16 protein-coding genes are annotated in these 17,167 nt (G+C 69.1%); 12 read left to right on the forward strand and 4 right to left on the reverse strand.

The annotated features are described in order from the left end of the window. The first annotated feature begins 10 nt into the window (after positions 1–10). Complete coding sequence (locus IEY21_RS09575) at positions 11–991, forward strand: acetamidase/formamidase family protein (RefSeq protein ID WP_188903808.1); 981 nt, start codon at positions 11–13, stop codon at positions 989–991. A 41-nt stretch (positions 992–1,032) separates the two neighbouring features. Here IEY21_RS09575 and fakA read toward each other — a convergent pair whose 3' ends face one another. Both fakA and IEY21_RS09585 read right to left on the reverse strand, forming a co-directional pair. Continuing rightward, positions 1,033–2,592, reverse strand: coding sequence for a DAK2 domain-containing protein (fakA, locus tag IEY21_RS09580; protein ID WP_188903871.1), 1,560 nt, complete (start codon positions 2,590–2,592; stop codon positions 1,033–1,035). A 37-nt stretch (positions 2,593–2,629) separates the two neighbouring features. After that, entirely contained in the window at positions 2,630–2,968 is a 339-nt protein-coding gene (locus IEY21_RS09585; RefSeq protein WP_188903810.1) for an Asp23/Gls24 family envelope stress response protein, read from the reverse strand. Between the two features lie 151 nt (positions 2,969–3,119). On the opposite strand from IEY21_RS09585, the gene IEY21_RS09590 reads away from it, so the two are divergent. Then, the gene (locus tag IEY21_RS09590; protein WP_229753011.1) at positions 3,120–4,454 is read left to right on the forward strand and encodes a M17 family metallopeptidase; all 1,335 of its coding nucleotides are present in this window, start codon (positions 3,120–3,122) and stop codon (positions 4,452–4,454) included. 79 nt (positions 4,455–4,533) lie between these two features. On the opposite strand, the gene IEY21_RS09595 is transcribed toward IEY21_RS09590, so the two are convergent. Both IEY21_RS09595 and IEY21_RS09600 read right to left on the reverse strand, forming a co-directional pair. Then, the gene (locus IEY21_RS09595; protein ID WP_188903812.1) at positions 4,534–5,478 is read right to left on the reverse strand and encodes a DUF4032 domain-containing protein; all 945 of its coding nucleotides are present in this window, start codon (positions 5,476–5,478) and stop codon (positions 4,534–4,536) included. 153 nt (positions 5,479–5,631) lie between these two features. Beyond that, positions 5,632–7,122: a VWA domain-containing protein gene (locus IEY21_RS09600; protein WP_188903814.1), complete on the reverse strand. Its 1,491-nt coding sequence runs from the start codon at positions 7,120–7,122 to the stop codon at positions 5,632–5,634. A gap of 253 nt (positions 7,123–7,375) precedes the next feature. Between IEY21_RS09600 and IEY21_RS09605 the strand changes: the two genes are divergently transcribed. The 10 genes from IEY21_RS09605 (at position 7,376) to IEY21_RS09650 (ending at position 17,154) form a co-directional block, all read left to right on the forward strand. Then, positions 7,376–8,125 (forward strand): hypothetical protein, encoded by a 750-nt coding sequence (locus tag IEY21_RS09605; protein WP_188903816.1) that lies wholly within the window; start codon positions 7,376–7,378, stop codon positions 8,123–8,125. Between the two features lie 177 nt (positions 8,126–8,302). Beyond that, entirely contained in the window at positions 8,303–9,337 is a 1,035-nt protein-coding gene (locus IEY21_RS09610; RefSeq protein ID WP_188903818.1) for an ATP-grasp domain-containing protein, read from the forward strand. Then, positions 9,334–10,458: a phosphoribosyltransferase domain-containing protein gene (locus IEY21_RS09615; RefSeq protein ID WP_188903820.1), complete on the forward strand. Its 1,125-nt coding sequence runs from the start codon at positions 9,334–9,336 to the stop codon at positions 10,456–10,458. The genes IEY21_RS09610 and IEY21_RS09615 overlap by 4 nt, the downstream gene beginning before the upstream one ends. Continuing rightward, entirely contained in the window at positions 10,455–11,210 is a 756-nt protein-coding gene (locus tag IEY21_RS09620) for an HAD-IIB family hydrolase (RefSeq protein WP_229753012.1), read from the forward strand. The genes IEY21_RS09615 and IEY21_RS09620 overlap by 4 nt, the downstream gene beginning before the upstream one ends. A 95-nt stretch (positions 11,211–11,305) precedes the next feature. Continuing rightward, positions 11,306–12,364: a cysteine protease StiP domain-containing protein gene (locus IEY21_RS09625; RefSeq protein ID WP_188903822.1), complete on the forward strand. Its 1,059-nt coding sequence runs from the start codon at positions 11,306–11,308 to the stop codon at positions 12,362–12,364. Further along, positions 12,361–13,299 carry an HpcH/HpaI aldolase/citrate lyase family protein gene (locus IEY21_RS09630; protein WP_188903824.1) on the forward strand — a complete coding sequence of 313 codons (939 nt, stop codon included), beginning with the start codon at positions 12,361–12,363 and terminating at the stop codon, positions 13,297–13,299. The genes IEY21_RS09625 and IEY21_RS09630 overlap by 4 nt, the downstream gene beginning before the upstream one ends. A 161-nt stretch (positions 13,300–13,460) precedes the next feature. Then, positions 13,461–13,916, forward strand: a complete 456-nt coding sequence (locus tag IEY21_RS09635; RefSeq protein ID WP_188903826.1) for a tellurite resistance TerB family protein — start codon at positions 13,461–13,463, stop codon at positions 13,914–13,916. Between the two features lie 109 nt (positions 13,917–14,025). Further along, on the forward strand, positions 14,026–14,601 hold the full coding sequence (locus tag IEY21_RS09640) for a TerD family protein (RefSeq protein WP_188903828.1): 576 nt from the start codon (positions 14,026–14,028) through the stop codon (positions 14,599–14,601). A gap of 105 nt (positions 14,602–14,706) precedes the next feature. Continuing rightward, positions 14,707–15,903: a TerD family protein gene (locus tag IEY21_RS09645; RefSeq protein WP_188903830.1), complete on the forward strand. Its 1,197-nt coding sequence runs from the start codon at positions 14,707–14,709 to the stop codon at positions 15,901–15,903. Then, positions 15,904–17,154, forward strand: a complete 1,251-nt coding sequence (locus IEY21_RS09650; protein WP_188903832.1) for a VWA domain-containing protein — start codon at positions 15,904–15,906, stop codon at positions 17,152–17,154. Positions 17,155–17,167 lie beyond the last annotated feature (13 nt).

Genomic DNA, 17,167 nt, shown 5'->3' on the forward strand with positions numbered 1-17,167 from the left:
CCTGGAGTGCGTGAGCGACCACCACCTGAACAGCAACCACATCCACACCGTCTGGGACCGGGCGCTGCCCCCCGCGCTGGAGGTCCGGCCCGGTGACACGGTGACCCTCGAGACCCTGGACGCCTCGGACGGAGGAGTGGCGCGGCGGGTGGTGGCCGGAGAGCTGCAGACCCCCGCCGCTCTGGAGGCCCTGATCCGCGCCGATGCGTGTCCTGCCCGTACAGGACCGCGCGGCCACCCGCTGACCGGTCCGGTCTTCGTGGAGGGGGCGCAGCCGGGCGACGCCCTGAAGATCGAGATGCTGGAGATCGTGCCCGCGGCCTGGGGCTGGACCGGCTGTCGTCCGGACGGCATTGGTCTGTTGGACACCGCGCTGGCGGAGGAGGGCCTCCAGCCCTACACCCATTTCTGGGACCTGCGGGCCGGCGGACACACGGAGTTCCTGCCCGGTATCCGCCTGCCCCTCGCACCGTTTCCGGGAGTGGTGGGGGTGGCCCCGGCAGCAGACGGGCCGCACCCCACCGCCCCGCCCCGGCAGGTGGGCGGCAACATGGACATCCGGCAACTGGTGGCCGGCAGCGTGTTGTACTTGCCGGTGGAAGTTCCCGGCGCGCTGCTCTCGGTGGGCGATCTGCACGCTGCCCAGGGCGACGGCGAGCTGTCCGGCACCGGCATCGAGATGGCGGGCCAGATCACGGTGCGGCTCACCCTGGAACGCGGCGCGCACCTGGAAACGCCCGAGTTCACCACCCCGACCTCTGGCGGGCACAGCGCGCGATGGCACGCGACCACCGGCCACCACCCCAACCTGATGACGGCGGCCCGCATCGCCCTGCGCGCCCTGCTGCGGCGGCTGCAGGCCCGCGGCCTGAGTCTGGAACAGGCCTACGTGCTGTCCAGCGCGTGTGTGGACCTCAAGATCAGTCAGGTCGTGGACGCGCCGAACTACACGGTCAGCGCCTTCCTGCCGCTGGACATCTTCGTGGAGTGAGGCGAGGGCGGCGGAGCGCGGCCGCCCTCCACTCACTCGGTCTATTCCAGGGTGACCAGATAGTCGTACAGGTCCGGTCCGCCCGCGTGCACCTCGACCTCGGCCATGCTGAATTCCTGGCCGATGCGCCCGGCTAGGGCTTCCAGGTCCTCCTGGGTTTTCTGTGGTCCGCCGAACACCGTGATGATCTCCTGCCCGGCGTAGGCGGCCCCCAGCATCTTCAACACGCTGTCCTCGGGGCTGCCGCCCGCCTGCACAAGTTCGTCGTCCTGCAGGCCGATCACGTCGCCCTCGGCGATGTCCAGCGTGTCGCCATTCTTGGTGGTGATGTTGGTGGTGCGGCTGGCGCGCGTGACCTCGAAGGTGGTGATGGCCTGCGCCGCCTGAGTCATGGCCTCTTTCAGTTCCTCGGCAGCGACATCAGGCTGAAAAGCCAGCGCCGCGCCGATGCCCTGCCCGAGCGTGCGCGTGGGAATCACGACCGCGCGGCCTTCCATCAGCTCCATCGCCTTCTCGGCGGCCATCAGCACGTTCTTGTTGTTGGGCAGCACGATCACGCGCTCGGCGCTGACCGAGCGAACGGCGTCCACGATGTCCTGCACGCTGGGGTTGGCGGTCTGCCCGCCAGAGACGATGCGCGCTCCCAGGCTGCGGAACAGCTTGACCAGACCGTAGCCGTTGGCCACGGCGACCAGTCCCGAGGGGGCCAGCTCCTCCTCGGCCCGCGCCATGGCCCCGACCATGCCCAGGATCTCGGTGTGCTGCTCGGACATGTCCTCGACCTTGGTCTTGAGCATCTTGCCGTGGCGGCCCACCGTCGCGAGCAGTTCATCGGGCTCGTTGGTGTGGATGTGGCCCTTGACGTACCCTTCTGCGCCCACCACCAGCAGGCTGTCGCCGTAGGGGCTGACCAGTTCGCGGATCTCCTCGATGGGCTTGGTCGCCCCGGACATCAGGAACTCGGTGCAGAAGCCGAACTCCTCGTTCTCGAACTGCTGCTGCGCGTAGTGCGTGATCTCGGGTGCCTCGGGCAGCGCGTCGCCGCGCAGCTCGGCGAGCATGCCCTGCACGATGTACAGGTAGCCCTGGCCGCCGCTGTCGATCACGCCGGCCTGCTTCAGTGCGGGCAGCATCTCGGGCGTCTGGTCGAGCAGTTCCTGGCCCTTGAACAGCGCATTTTCCAGCACCATATCCACGCTCTGGCCGCGCGCTCCCTCGGCCACGCCGCGCGCCACGGTCAGAATGGTGCCCTCCACCGGCTTCATGACCGCGCCGTACCCGCTTTTCTGGGCGGCCTGGAATGCGCGGGCCAGCAGCGCGGCGTCCACCTCGGCGCTGTCCTTGATCGTCTCGGCAAAGCCCTTGAGCAGTTGCGAGAGGATCACGCCGCTGTTGCCGCGCGCGCCGAGCAGCGCGCCGTAGCTGATGGCGCGGGCCACGCTGGGCATGCTGTTCTCATCACAGGTGTCGAGTTCGCGCCGCACCGACTGCATGGTCAGGTGCATGTTCGTGCCGGTGTCGCCGTCGGGCACCGGGTAGACGTTCAGGGCATTGACCTCCTCGCGGTACACGCCCAGCCAGTCGGTGGCGTAGCGCAGCATGCGGGCCAGGTCGGCGGGTTTCAGGGTGGAGGGGTGCTCAGACACGCTGGACCCCCACGGCGTGGACGCGGGTGGCGGCCAGCTCAATGCCCGCCTGGTTCCTGACCGTGTGCTCTACCCGCTCGATGATGTTGCGCGCCACCGTGGGAATGCTGACGCCGTAGGCCGCCACGATGTACAGGTCGGCGGTGTACTGGCCTCCGTCCTTGTCCTTGCCGATGACCACGCCGTCACTGACGTTGGCGCGGCCAAGCACGCGGCTCAGGCCTTCTTTCAGGTTGGCGGGAGCCATGCCCACCACTCCCGGAATTTCGTGGGCAGTCAGCCCAATCAGTGAGGCGAGCGCCGCCTCCGTAATTTGTATGGAACCAGTCACAGTACCGCCGAGTATAGGGGAGAAGGCGAACCGAACAGAAAACAGGATGGTGAGCGGGAAAGGCTGGAACGTGCGAAGTCGGGAAGCCCGGCACCGTCTGCCGTCACGGTTCGGGTTCTGTCTGCAGGCCGGTGCGTGCTTTACTTCCGCCATGCAACTTGTGGATTCACTGGAGCGCGCCGACCTCTCGCTGACGTTCATGGGACCGGACGCGGCCCATCCCGAACGGCTGACCCGTGGCCTGAAAGCAGGTGAGGTGCGGCTGCTGTCCCGCGGCGCAGACGGCGACGGAGCGCTGGCCCTGACCCCCGCAGACGCTCAGGAGGCCCGGGAGGTGGGGGCGGCGCTGGCGAAGCTCGCCCGTGAGCTGAAGGCCACCTCGGTGCAGGTCACCGCCACCGACCACGCCGCCGCCCTCGCGGCCGCGATCCTGGCGGCGGCGTGGCAGGACCGGCGCTACAAGGGCAGCGGTGAGGAGAACGCGGCGCAGCTGCAGGTCGGGGGGCTGGACGCCGCCGCCTCGGCGCACGTCCGGGGAGTCTCGGCGGGCGTGACCTTCGCGCGCGAACTGGTGAGTGCGCCCGCCAACCACCTCAACCCGGCGACCCTGGCGAAGGAAGCCCAGACCCTCGGGGCCCACGGCCTGAGCGTGGAGGTCTGGGACGGCGGGGCCATCGAGGCGCGCGGCATGGGGCTGCTCGCTGCGGTGGCGGCGGGCAGCGCCACGGGGCCGCGCCTGATCCGCCTGACGCTGTCCGCCCGCGGCGAGGTTCAGCGGGTCATTGCTCTGGTGGGCAAGGGCATCACCTTCGATACCGGCGGCTACAGCCTCAAGAATCCGCAGGGCATGTACGGCATGAAGAACGACATGGGCGGGGCAGGCGCGGTGCTGGGCGCCATGCGCGCCCTGGCCGAGTTGAAGGCGGACGTGCCCGAGGGCACCGAGGTCCGCGCCTACGTGGCCGCCGCCGAGAACATGGTCGGCCCCCACGCCATGCGCCCCGGCGACGTGTACCGCGCCGCCAACGGCAAGACGGTGGAGGTCACGAACACCGACGCCGAGGGCCGCCTGGTGCTTGCCGACGCCCTGGCCGTGGCCTGCGACGAGGGCGCGACCGAACTGGTGGATCTGGCCACCCTGACCGGCGTGAAGGTGGCGGCGCTGGGCAACGACGTGGCCGCCCTGTTCAGCTCGGACGCGGCCCTCGCCGCCCGGTTGAAGGCGGGAGCACAGGCGGCCGGAGAACTGCTGTGGGAACTGCCGCTGCACCAGCCCTACCTCAAGGCCTTCCAGAAAAACACCGTCGCTGACCTGAAGAACAGCGACATGCAGCCTGCGGGCGGCAGCATCAAGGCGGCGCTGTTCCTGCAGCAGTTCGTGACCCGTCCGTGGGCCCATCTGGACATCGCCGGCAACGCGGCGAAGGAGGACGTGGCGACCGGCTGGGGCGTGGGCACGCTGGTGGAATACGTGCTGGCACGGTAGACGGGCAAACCCCGTCGGGTGGCCTGCTGCCGGACGGGGTTCAGGTCATGGAGGCGGCCATGTAGGCTGACCGCCTACCCTACATGGCCGGGTCGAGTTTGCCGCGCAGCAGCAGCTGCATGCGCTGCCCGAGCCGCTTGTAGGCCGGGGGGGCGTAGCGCTTGCGGAAATCGCGGGTGGCCTCCTCGCTGCCCACGTCGTGGCCGTACTTCTCGGTCAGGAAATAGCGGTGGTCCATGATCCACAGGTACAGGTCGGCCTCGGTGCGGCCTGGAAAACGGAACATGACGTGATGCAGTTCCAGATTCTCCACGATGCGCAGGTACAGCCGCCGGTACCAGCTTTCCACCGCTTCCTCCCAGGTCACCGGGGGCAGGCCGGCGCGTTCGGGCTTGCGGTCCAGAAAGTACTGCCGGGTGCGGATGTGCTCCAGCAGCTTGTCGTAGCGCCCCGGCGTGGTGAACAGGATCTCGCGGTGGCCCGGCAGCAGTTCATCTAAGCGCGTGGCCCGCAGAAACTGGGCGTACTCGCCCTTGATGATCAGGTCCACCAGCGTGTCGTGCTCGTCGGGCGGCACGGTCACGTTCAGCTCGATCACCGAGGCGTCAATGTAGGCCTGACCCTGGCGCCGGGCCACCGAGACACGGTGGTTGCCGTCCTTGACGAAGTACAGCTCGCCCACCTTGTATACCTGAATGGGCGGCAGCTCCTTGCCCTGCAGCTGAGCGCTGCGGACCCCCACCCAGCGCTCGTCCAGGTGCTTTTCCTTGGGCAGGTAATGGCGGTCAAATTCGCGGTAGCGGTCCACCGAGCCGATGATGTGGTCGACCGGAATGGCCTGCACGCCCAGGCTGTGTTCGCCCAGCGGGGCCAGATGCTTGACCCAGTCGAAGGGCAGCAACTGGTTGGGCTGGCGGCGCACAATCGCGAGCAGGTCGCGCACGTCGCTCATCATGCGGGCGCGTTCGACATCATGGCGGGCGGTGGCAAACGCCTGCTGTGAACTGTTTTCGGTGGGGGACATGAGGCGGGCACTCTCCTGGCGCGCGGGCGCGCGGATGGCCGGGGCCTTGGGACGCTGCGGGGATATAGAGGACCCCGGACGCTCCGCCAGGATACTGCATTCCCGCGCCGGCTAATGCTGCCCTGTATCACCACTTCGGCCGCGCTGGGGTGCTCAGTTCAGCTGAAGGGGAACGCTGTGCAGGGTGGGATTGGGGCTGGCCCCCTCGGTCGAGTAGCGCAGCTCGTAACTGCCCGGCTGGTCCGGCAGTTTGAGGCTGCCCGGATTGCCATCGCGGGTATAGAAGTACGTCGTGTAGGTCCCCACCGGCGCGCCCTGCGGCACGACCGTCACGTAATCGCCCGGATTGTTCGGGCCGGTCCAGCGGACCTGAAGGGTGCTGCCCGCCCTGGCGCTGGCGGGGGCCGTAAGCCCGTACTGCACGGCCGTGATGGTCAGGGGCACGCTGCTCAGGGTGGGGTTGGGACTGGCCTTCTCGCTGGAATAGCGCAGCTCGTAGTCGCCCGGTGCCAGCGGCAGGGTCAGTTTGCCGGGATTGCCGTCGGCCGTGTGGAAGTAGGCCGTATACATCCCCACCGGCGCTCCCTTTGGCACGACCGTCACGTAGTCACCGGGGTTGTTGGGGCCGGTCCACTTCACGCTCAGCACGCTGCCCGCCGGGGCGGACGCCGGGGCGGACAGGCCATACGTGGCCGGTGTGAGGGTGAGGGGGGTGCGGGCCAGGGTGGGATTGGGGCTGACCCGCTCGTTGGAGTACCGCAGCTCGTAATCGCCGGGTTCCAGCGGCACAGTCAGCCGGGCGGGATTGCCTGCGCCGGTGTAGACGTGGTTGGTGTAGGTGCCGTCCTGGGCGCCTTTGGGGACCACCGTGACGTAATCGCCGGGGTTGTTCGGCCCCTTCCACTGGACCTCGACCACCCGGCCCGCCTCAGCCGTTTTGGGAGCGGTCAGGGCATAGACGCCCGTCTGGGCGGTGGCCGTGGCCCGGCCCAGCGCCGCGGCCAGCTCCGCGCCGGAGCGGGTGTTCTCGAAAGTGCCCAGCCCACCAAAGCTCTTGCGGGCCGCGTCGTTCAGGTCAATGCCGATGATGCGCACATCCACCTGAATGCCGCGCTGCTTGAAGGCGCCCAGGACCTCGCCCAGCTTGCCGCCGCAGGACTCCTCGCCGTCCGTGACGAGCACGATCACCTTGCGGCTGGCGTCCTGGGGAAAATCCTGGGCCGCCTGCAGCAGGGAATACACGATGGGTGTGGCTCCCCGGGGCGTGGCGGCCGCAACCCGGGTCTGCAGCGCCGTGCGGTCAAAACCGGTCATGGGGGCGACGAGCACCGAGTCCTCGCACTGCTGGCCCGCCTTCAGCCCCGCGCCGTAGATCCGCAGGCCCACATTCAGGCCGGGTTCGGCCTTCAGGTCGCCCAGAAACTGCCTGAGCGTGGCCTGGGCCGACGCCATGCGGGTCTGGCCGTCGGGCAGTTTGGTCAGCATGCTGCCGGAGGCGTCCAGAATCAGCTGGACGTGGGTGGCCGTCGCCTGCGCTCCCGCCAGTCCGGCCAGGCCCAGCCATAGACTCAGGCCCAACCCCAGACCGGGCACGGTCACACGAAGCAGCGAGCGGGCCGACGGAACGCGTTGCGGTCTGTGCATGGGCCACCTCCGGAAACGAGAACACACCTGTGTCTGGACAGCAGGTGCAGAAACAAGGGGGGGGTCTGTGTGCCCCGGTTTCCGCCGGTCTGCCGCCCGCCGAACGTTTTTTGTCAGTGTATACCTCCGCGCAGCGCAGACCGGTGGAAGGCCGGGATTTGTCTGTGCCCGCAGAAGATTGTCTGTGCCCGCTGAAGAACTGCTCTAGACTGTGCCCGATGGCTGTCTGTTCTCCGCTGTGTCCAGGGGTCCGGTGACGTCGCCCGTGCAGGCCGCCGCGCACGAGCGCGGGCGCAAGCTGCTGGGCCTGTACCGCCGGGGGGTGGGCGGAGAGCGCACCAACGCCGGACGGCTGCTGCTGGCTCACCTCAGGACCCACGACCTGACGCTGTACGACCTGGACCCCAGCCTGCCAGTCACCCAGGACCTGGGCGCGCTGGAGAACTGGCGCGAGAGCGCGGCCCTGTTCTCGCAGCTGGACACGCCCGCCCATGACGACGCCCTCACCCGGCTGGTGGATGCGGGCGACCTGACCGACGCCGAACTCGCGCGCCTGCTGGAGCGGGTGGACCTGCAGCGGCTGGTGGACGTGCGTGCCGACGGCTGGGCCTACGCGCATGGTGGGGACGGGCACGGTAGAACTGCGGACGCCGACGCCTACCGCCGAGCGGCACGCTCGGTCACGCCGGCCATGCTGCTGGGCGGCCGGGGTTCGCTGGCGGACCGTCTGCTCGCCGCAGTGCTGCGCGAGCACCACCGCCTGACCCACCCCGAACGGCTGATCCGGGCGGCGGACGAGTTGCAAAAGCGCGTGCTGCTGGGCCTGATTTTCGGCCTGACCGGCACGCGCGGCGAGCTTGTGCCCGAGGGCGTGCGCGCCCACCTTAACGTGGACCAGCTGGCGCGGGTGCGGGCGCTGCTGGCCTCCCAGGGCGAGCGGTTGGCCGGGGAAGCCCTGCGCCACGCCGAGGCCCTGGGCGCAGAGGTGGGGCGGTCGGGGTAGGCAGCGGGCAAAGGGTTCAGGCCGACTGCGCTACAACTATGACCCCATGACGGTTCGCCTTGCTGGCGGCCATGTTTTTCCCGCCGGACGTGCGGGCCGTACCGGGCGGGCTGCTGTCTGACCTGCCGGACCACGGACCCCTTCCACTCGCCCCTTTCTTCGCCGGAGCCCCTGCCCATGAATGTCCTGTTCACCAAGAATTTCAGCGTCACCGCCGCCCAGCTTCATGCCCTGGAGGGCACGCGGTACACCGTGTGGGCCAGCCACAGCGATCCCGGCCACGGCATGCTGGCCGCTGCCCCCCACGGCTTTCTGGAGCCGCGCGGCCTGCTGGGCGACGATTACGCTGCGTGGTTGCTCGACGCCTGCTCGCGCCACGACATCCAGATCGTTCTTCCTGGCAAGGAGCGTGAGCGGCTGGCGTCCTGGGAGGACCGTTTCTCGGCGGCGGGCGTCACGCTGATCACTCCGGCGGACGAGGCGACGCAGCGGCATCTGGAGCGCAAGGATGAGTTCCTGCGGGCCTGGGATACAGACGTCCTGCCCATTCCCCGCTGGACGACCTTTGACAACCTGCAGGGTTTCGATGAGGGAGCCGCGGCCCTGGGCGAACCGGGGGTGCGGCTGTGCGTGAAGCCCGCGCGCGGCATCTATGCCAGCGGCTTCCGGGTGCTGATGGACCCGCCCGACCTGAAGTCGTTTCTCAAGGGCGAGCTGTACCAGATGAGCGTGGCGGCGGCGCGCGAGCTGTTTGCCCAGCCGGGGGTGCCCACCATGCTGCTGATGCACACGCTGGAAGGGGCCGAGCGCAGCGTGGACTGCGTGGCGTGGCGCGGCGAGTTGATCCGCGCCGTGGTGCGCCGCAAGGGAGGCGAGGGGGGCCAGAACATCGAGGACCGCCCCGATCTGGTGGAGGCCGCCCGGCGCATCGCCGCGCGCTATGGCCTGAGCGGCATCTTCAATTTTCAGACCAAGGACGGCCCGGACGCCTCGGGGCGCACCCGCACGCCCAACATGCTGGAGATCAACGCCCGCGCCTCGGGGGGACTGCGCTACAGCATGGCGGCGGGGGTCAATTTTCCGCTGCTGCTGCTGGACGCCGCCACGGGCGTGCTGGACCGCGCGGCGTTGCCCCCGGTTCAGACTGGTCTGAGCGTGGCCGAGGACAAGGTGGTGCGGGTGGTCCGCAGGCAAGAGGAGGTCGTGTCTTGACCGCCGCTCCGTCGCCCGTGACCCACCACACGGTGACCCTGCGCAGCGGAGAGCTGCGGCTGTGGCTGGACACGCCCCATCCACCGCTGGACGACCTGCTGGACTACGCCGTGCGGCAAAATCCCAAACGGGGGTTTCTGTTTGTCAGCCGCGTGCTGGGCAAACACATTCCCATAGCCCCGGCGGTGGCCGAGAACACGTACCAGACCCTGGCGGCGGCGCTGCCCGAACTGCGCGCCCCGCACTTTATCGGGCTGGCCGAGACCGCCACCGCGCTGGGCGAGGGAGTGTACCGGGCGTGGCGGGCGCTGCATCCCCAGCGGGCGGCCACCTTCCAGCACACCACCCGCTACCACGCTGCCCGGCCGCTGTTGCTGCGCTTTGACGAACCGCACTCGCACGCTCCGGCCCACCTAGTCTATGACCCCGGCGAGGCGGCGCGGGCGGCCACCGAACTCGTGCTCGTCGATGATGAGCTGTCCACGGGCACCACCCTGGAAAACCTGGCGCGGGAGTGGCAACGGCTGCACCCGCACCTGCAGCGGGTCGTGCTCGTCAGCCTCACCAACTGGTGTTCACGTCGCGGCGACATCGGGGCGGCCCTGGGTCTGCCCACCACCTTCATCAGCCTGACGCGCGGGGGGTATGCTTTCACGCCCGCCGCCGACTGGCAACCGCCCGCGCTGCCCCCCGTGACCGGGAACGGCGCAGACAAGTCGGCGTTGCTGCCCGCCCGCAGCCCGCGTTTTGGCAGCGGGGAAGAGCTGGTGTGGCCCGAGCTTGATTTTCAGCCCACCGACCGGGTGCTCGTGCTGGGCACCGGGGAATACCAGTACCCGGCCTTCGCCCTGGCCCGCAGGGTCGCGCCGGGGGTGGCCTCGTGCGTGTTCTCGGCCACCACCCGCAGCCCGATTCTGGAGGGGGGAGCGATTCGCCACAAACTGAGCTTTACCGACCATGTGGGGGACGACATGCCCAACTACCTGTACAACGTGGACCCGGCGGCGTACACCCACATCCTGGTCACCCATGAGGGCGCCTGCGTGCCCGACCCGGTGCTGATGGCTGCGCTGGGGCCGCACGCACAGGCCGTCTGCCTGTCTCCGCTGGAGCGGCAGTGATCGTCGCCTTCACCGACCTGGACGACACGCTGTTTCAGACCCGGCGCAAGCTGCCGGCCGGGGCCGCCGGTCTGACTCCCGCCACCGTGGACCGTGACGGCCAGCCCCACTCCTTTTGCACACCCGCGCAGTCGGCGCTGCTCGCCCACTTCGCCGCAAGCGGCGTGACCGTCGTGCCGGTGACCGGCCGCGACCCGGCGGCGATGGCGCGCGTCACGCTGCCGTTTACCTCGTGGCGGGTACTGGACCACGGCCTGACCGTGCTGCGTCCCGACGGAACGGCCGACCCCGGGTGGCGGGAGCAGGTACTTGCCCACCTCGCGGAGCTGGCGGAGGCCCTGGCCGGCTGCACCGAACACGTCGCGGCCCTGGCCGCCGAACACGGCTGCCGCCTGACCCGCCACCGGGCACACGGCGCGCACTTCATGACGGTCCTCAAGCACCCGCAGGCCGACGCGGCCCGTCTGGAGGCGCTGCAACTGGCGTGGGAAGCGCTGCTCGAGGAACGGGCCTGGGCGGGACTGCACATCATCGCCAACGCCAACAATGTCAGCGTGCTGCCCCGGCACCTGGGCAAGGCCGAGGCGGTGCGCTACCTGCGCGAACAGCACTTCCCGGACGCGGCCCTGACCCTGGCGCTGGGAGACAGCCTGAGCGACGTGCCCTTCATGAACGCCTGCGATCTGGCGCTCACGCCGCCGGCGGGACAGCTGCTGCGAACCGTGACCGCTGCCCGCCTGCCGCAGCGCTAAGGCGCGTCCCCGACCCCATCCCGCGCATGTCATGATCGAACCGTGCCTCGCGTTGCCCGGCACTTCCTCTGTCGCCCCGCTCCCCAGGACCCCGAATGATCCAGACCCAGACCCTGAACCACACCTTTGCCCCCGACGACGTGACGGTGCAGCTGCGCCCCGGCACCCCCCGGCTGGTGGGCGTGGCCGAGAAGGAAGCCCTGCTGCGCGGCGGCGAGTCCTACGGCACCCTGCTCACGCCCGAAGGTCCGCCCAGCGCTGTGCAGCTCACGGCCTACCGTGAGGCCCTGATCCGCAATGGGTTCCGTGTGGCGGGTCTGATCGCCTCGCTGGGCGCGCACCTGCTGGAGCACGTGCCGGGTGCCGTGCTGGTGTCGCTGGCCCGGGCCGGGACGCCGGTGGGCTGTGCCCTGCGCCGCTTTGCCCGGCAGCGTGGGGCAGACCTGCCGCACCACACCCTGAGCATCATCCGGGGCGAGGGGATTGACCGGGAGGCCCTGCGGCGGGTGCGCGCGGCGCATCCGGGGCGCCCGCTGGTCTTCGTGGACGGCTGGACCGGCAAGGGCAGCATCGCGCAAACCCTGGCGGGCAGCCTGCCGGACGACGTGCCCGTCCGGCTCGCGGTTCTGAGTGACCCGGCGGGCGTGGCCGACTTTGCCGCCACCCACGACGATCTGCTGCTGCCCCACGCGGCCCTGAATGCCACGGTCAGCGGACTGCTGAGCCGGACCTTTACCGATGGCAGGGCAGGACTGCACGCGGCCCGGACCGAGGAGCAGCTGCGCGGCGACGACGTGAGCGGCGCGTATCTGGATGCGCTGGACGCATTTGTGGCCCGGATTGCTGAGCCTGCCCCGCTGTCTCCCGGTCCCCGGCCCGTTCGTCCCTATGACGCGGTGCTGGCGCTGGCCGCTGACCTGGGCGTGCGCGACCCGCATCTGGTCAAGCCAGGGGTGGGGGAGGCCACCCGGGTCTTTCTGCGCCGTCAGCCTGCCGGACTGCTGCTGCGCGACGCCGGCCACCCGGACACCGCCCACCTGCGCGAACTGGCCGGCGCGGCGCACATTCCGGTGACCGTGCACGCTGGACTGCCGTATCTGGCGGCGGCCCTGATCTCGCCGGGCGCGGGGGCCCGCAAGGGGCGGGAGGCATGACCGGGCTGCACGGTGTTCCGGCGCTTGGTCCGTGGGCCCTGGGAGCCAGCCTGTACACCCCGGCCACCCGCAGTGACCTGCTGTGGCTGGGCACCGGGCGGTATCCGGCGCTGACCAGCGTGATCTACTGCACCGAGGACGCCGTGCGCGAGGACCACCTGCCCGGCGCGCTCGCGAATCTGGCGCGCACCCTGCCGCTGCTTCCGCCGCCGGGGGTGGGGCCGGTGCGGTTGATCCGCGCCCGCAATCCGCAGGTGTTCGCCCGGCTGCTGACGCTGGACCTGAGGGGCATCAGCGGCTTTGTTCTGCCCAAGATCCACGCGGGCAACCTGAGCGCCTACCTGGACGTGCTGGCGGCCTCGGCGACCCCCGGGATGCCGGTGCTGCTCACCCTGGAAACACACGAGGCCCTCAGCGAGGTCCACATGACGCAGCTGCGCGACCGGATCCTGGCCCTGGGGCACGGCCCGCAGGTGGCGGGGCTGCGCATCGGGGGCAACGACCTGATGCACGCGCTGGGGGTGCGCCGCACGCCGGGCCGCACGCTGTACGAGGGGCCGCTGGAGCGGGTGATCGGCATGCTGGTGGGCGTCTTCAGGCCCCACGGCTTCACGCTGTCCAGCCCGGTCTACGAGGTTTTCGAGGACCTGAGCACCCTGGCGCGCGAGGTTGAGCAGGACCTGGAATACGGACTGTGTGGCAAGACCATCATTCATCCGGCGCAGCTGGACACCGTGCTGCAGGGCTACCGCGTCTCCGAGGCCGATCTGGCCGAAGCCCACGCCATCCTGGCCCCCGACGCGCCGGCTGTCTTTCGTATGAACGGGCGCATGTGCGAGCCCGCGACCCACACCCGCTGGGCTGCGGGCATCCTGGCCCGCGCCGAGCGCTACGGGCTGCTGGAACGGCAGCGGCACGAGGCGCTGCACTTTTAGGGGTGGGGCAGAACGTGGGTGGCTGCGGGGGCTGCGGGCACAGGACATCCCGGTTTTATGAGGGCAGGTTCAAGGAGCGGTGATCTCTGGCCTGATAAGTTCAGGGGTGAGGGCCGAATCCGTTTCGGCTCACGTTTCACCATTCCCAGGAGGTTGCAGACATGGGTTTTCTCAATCGGCTCAAGGCCCTCGGTGCCCAGGCGGGCAAGGAAGCGCAGGACACCTGGAGCCGCTTCAACAACGGTCCCTTCGCGGACGCCACCATGGCCGCCTGCGCGCTGATCGGCGCGGCGGACGGCAAGATTGACCAGAACGAGCGCACCCGCACCGCGCAGTTCATCACCGGCAGCGACCAGCTCAAGACCTTCAACGTCGCGGACCTGCGCGACAAGTACGAGCGCTACTGTGACCGCATCACCGCCGATTTCGACTTCGGCAAGATCGAGCTGATGCAGGTTATCGGCAAGGTGGCGGGCAAGCCGGAGCAGGCCCGTGCGGTCGTGCAGCTGGCCGTGGTCATCGCCAATGCCGACGGCGAGTTCAGCGAGGACGAGATGCGGGTGGTGCGCGAAGTCGCCCACGCGCTCAAGCTCGATCCGGCGGAATTCGGGGTCTAGCGTGTTCGGGGCCGCGTGCGGGACGGGTCACCTTGACAGCCCCCCGCTGCCCATCACATCCTGAAATCCGGCCACACTTACATTCGTTTTCCTTCAAGGAGGCACCATCATGGCAGTTTCACTGAAAAAAGGCGGCAACGTTTCCCTGTCCAAGGAGGCCCCCGGCCTCAGCGCCATCACCGTCGGACTGGGCTGGGACCCGCGCGCCACCGACGGCAAGGAATTTGACCTCGACGCCAGCGCCTTTACCCTGAAAAGTGACGGCAAGGTGCGCGCCGACGGCGACTTCATCTTCTACAACAACAAGACCTCCTCGGACGGCAGCGTGGTCCACAACGGTGACAACCGCACCGGGCAGGGCGAGGGCGACGACGAGACCATCGACATCGACCTGAACAAGGTGCCCGCCGACATCGATAAGGTTGCCATCGCCGTGACCATCGACGAGGCCGACACGCGCGGCCAGAGCTTCGGTCAGGTGGGCGGCGCCTTTATCCGCGTGGTGAATAAGGACAACGGCTCCGAGATCGCGCGCTACGACCTCTCGGAGGACTACAGCACCGAGACCGCCGTGATCTTCGGCGAGATCTACCGCAACGCGGGCGAATGGAAGTTCCGCGCGGTCGGTCAGGGCTATGCGGGCGGCCTGGCTCCGCTGGCCCGCAACTTCGGCGTCAACGTCTGAGCGAAGGCCAGAGCTGTTCGCCAGTTCACAGCACAGACGACGGGGAGGTTGGGAACGTGGTTTCCAGCCTCCCCCTGTCTCACCCCCTTTCACGCCAAGGAGACCATGCAGACCTTTCAGACCGGGCAGAAAGCCCCCCTGAGTACCCTGACCCCGCAGACCACCTTGACGCTGACCGTGCAGGTCACGGGCCCCGCGTCCGAATACGACCTGATCCTGTTCGGCCTGGACGCAGCCGGCAAGCTGAGCGACGACCGTTACATGATCTTTTTCAACCAGCCGCGCAGCCCGGAAGGGGCCGTGGAGATGCAGGGCGGCGCACGCAACGAGAAGGTCTTTCAGATTGATCTGTCGCGCCTGCCCGCCTCCGTGCGCCGCCTGAGTCTGGCGTCCACGGTGGACAGCGGAGCCTTCGGAGCCATCGACCACGCCGAGGTCACGCTGAGCGCTGCCGGCACTCCCCTGATGAACTACCGCGTCACCGGGCGCGATTTCCAGCAGCAAAGGGCGGTCATGCTGCTGGACGTGTACTTCAAGGACGTGTGGCGCGTGGGCGCGGTGGGCCAGGGCTTCAACGGTGGCCTGGAAGCGCTCGTCGGGCACTTTGGCGGCACGGTGGCCGACACGCCCGCCGCGCGGCCTCCCGCAGCGCCCCCGGCCCCACCGACTCTGGCCACGCCGCCCCCCGCGGCCCCGGCCCCCACACCACCCGCGCCCACGGTCAATCTGGGCAAGATCACGCTGGACAAGCAGGGCCAGAGTGCCCGCATCTCGCTGCGCAAGGACGGCCAGAAGGACCCCATTCGGGTCAACCTGAACTGGGACAAGGGCGGCGGTTTTCTGCGTGCCGGAGCCGATCTGGACCTGGGATGCATGTTCGTGATGCAAGACGGCCAGAAGGGCGTGATTCAGGCACTGGGCAACGCCTTTGGCAGTGAGCGCCACGAGCCGTACATCCTGCTGGACAAGGACGACCGCAGTGGGGCGGCCAGCGACGGCGAGAATCTGGTGCTCTTCCGCCCGGATCTGGTCCAGACCGTCGTGATCTTCGCCTTCATCTACCAGGGCACCTCCGACTTCACCAAGGTGGGGGGCCGCCTGACCCTGAAAGACCCGCGCGGCAACGAGATCACCGTGCAGCTCAGCAGCCCCGACCGGCGCCGCACCTTCTGCGCGATTGCCAGCGTGGAGAACGTGGGCGGTGAGGTCAGGATCACCAAGGAGGAGCGCTACTTCAAGGACCACAAGGAGTGCGACGAGCATTACGGCTTTGGCTTCCGCTGGGCGGCGGGCAGCAAGTAGATGGCCGGGCCGACGACCCTTCAGGTGGGCCAGCGAACGGCGCTGGGCGACCTGGGCCTGGGGCCGCGCTTCGCGGTGGACATTCACTGCACGCTGGCCGGCGCGGACCTCACCGCCTTCGGCCTGCAGGGTGGGCAGCTCACGGACGACCGCTACATGGTCTTCTTCAACCAGACGCGCAGCCCCGGGGGCGCCCTGGAACTCACCCGGCAGGGAGTGGACACCCGCTTCGCCGTGGATCTGGAGGCGCTGCCGGCAGAGGTCACCGAGGTGTACTTCACCGCCACCCATGACGCCCGCCCCCTGAGCGAGGCGGGCGCGCTGTCGGTGACGGTGGGCGGCGCGACGTTTGATGTCCGGCCCCACCTACAGGCCGAGAAGGCCGTGATGCTCGTGCGGCTCTACCGACACGCGGGCGGCTGGCGGCTCGCCACCGTCGCGCAGGGCTTTAACGGCGGTCTGGCCGCCCTGGTGCAGCATTTTGGCGGAGAGGTGGCGGACGCCGGCCCGGCGGAGCCCCCGGCCCCCGCGCCGGTCAACCTGCGCAAGGAGCGTCAGCGGGTGCTGCTGGAAAAGGCCGAACGCGAGCAGCCACAGCTTGTCAGCCTGATCAAGGCGGCGGGCGTCAGCCTGGAAAAACGCGGCCTGCAGGACGCCCGGTACCGGGTCAAGCTGGTTCTCGACATCAGTGCGAGCATGGGGCGCGAGTACCGCAGCGGCGCGGTGCAGGCACTGGCCGAACGCGCTCTGGCCCTGGCGGCCCGCCTGGACGACGACGGTGAGGTCGAGGTCTACCTGTTCGGCATCAAGGCCCACCGCAGCGGCACACTGTCGCTGGACAACGTGGCGGGCTTCGTGGACCGCCTGCAGGTGCGGCTGGAGGGTGGCACCTTTTACGGACCGGTCATGGCGCTGGTCCGCGAGGACGCGGCGCGCGAGGGCCACGAGCTGCCGTGTCTGGTGCTGTTCATCACCGACGGCGGCACAAGCAACCCGGCAACCGTGGTCCGCATGATGACCGAAGCGGCCCACGAGCCGATCTTCTGGAAGTTCATGGGCATCGAGGAGGGCCGGGTCAACTTTGACTTCCTGGAAAAGCTCGATGACCTGCCCGGACGCCGGGTGGACAACGCCGACTTCTTCCGGGTCCGCGCTCCGATCACCATCGGGGACGCCGAGCTGTTCGAACTGCTGCTCAATGAACTCGACGGCTGGCAGCGCGACGCCCGCGCCGCCGGCATCCTGAACTGAACGTCATTCCCCT

Origin of the sequence: Deinococcus aerophilus (assembly GCF_014647075.1) — a bacterium.
Classification (GTDB): domain Bacteria; phylum Deinococcota; class Deinococci; order Deinococcales; family Deinococcaceae; genus Deinococcus; species Deinococcus aerophilus.

What these genes read in the sequence shown, in the direction of transcription:
- fakA (WP_188903871.1), bottom strand. Translation starts at nt 2,592, where the DNA reads ATGCTGCGCTACGCCACCGACTGGCTGGGCGTGTACCGCGAGGAGGTC.
- IEY21_RS09590 (WP_229753011.1), top strand. Translation starts at nt 3,120, where the DNA reads ATGCAACTTGTGGATTCACTGGAGCGCGCCGACCTCTCGCTGACGTTC.
- IEY21_RS09595 (WP_188903812.1), bottom strand. Translation starts at nt 5,478, where the DNA reads ATGTCCCCCACCGAAAACAGTTCACAGCAGGCGTTTGCCACCGCCCGC.
- IEY21_RS09600 (WP_188903814.1), bottom strand. Translation starts at nt 7,122, where the DNA reads ATGCACAGACCGCAACGCGTTCCGTCGGCCCGCTCGCTGCTTCGTGTG.
- IEY21_RS09610 (WP_188903818.1), top strand. Translation starts at nt 8,303, where the DNA reads ATGAATGTCCTGTTCACCAAGAATTTCAGCGTCACCGCCGCCCAGCTT.
- IEY21_RS09625 (WP_188903822.1), top strand. Translation starts at nt 11,306, where the DNA reads ATGATCCAGACCCAGACCCTGAACCACACCTTTGCCCCCGACGACGTG.
- IEY21_RS09630 (WP_188903824.1), top strand. Translation starts at nt 12,361, where the DNA reads ATGACCGGGCTGCACGGTGTTCCGGCGCTTGGTCCGTGGGCCCTGGGA.
- IEY21_RS09635 (WP_188903826.1), top strand. Translation starts at nt 13,461, where the DNA reads ATGGGTTTTCTCAATCGGCTCAAGGCCCTCGGTGCCCAGGCGGGCAAG.
- IEY21_RS09640 (WP_188903828.1), top strand. Translation starts at nt 14,026, where the DNA reads ATGGCAGTTTCACTGAAAAAAGGCGGCAACGTTTCCCTGTCCAAGGAG.
- IEY21_RS09645 (WP_188903830.1), top strand. Translation starts at nt 14,707, where the DNA reads ATGCAGACCTTTCAGACCGGGCAGAAAGCCCCCCTGAGTACCCTGACC.
- IEY21_RS09650 (WP_188903832.1), top strand. Translation starts at nt 15,904, where the DNA reads ATGGCCGGGCCGACGACCCTTCAGGTGGGCCAGCGAACGGCGCTGGGC.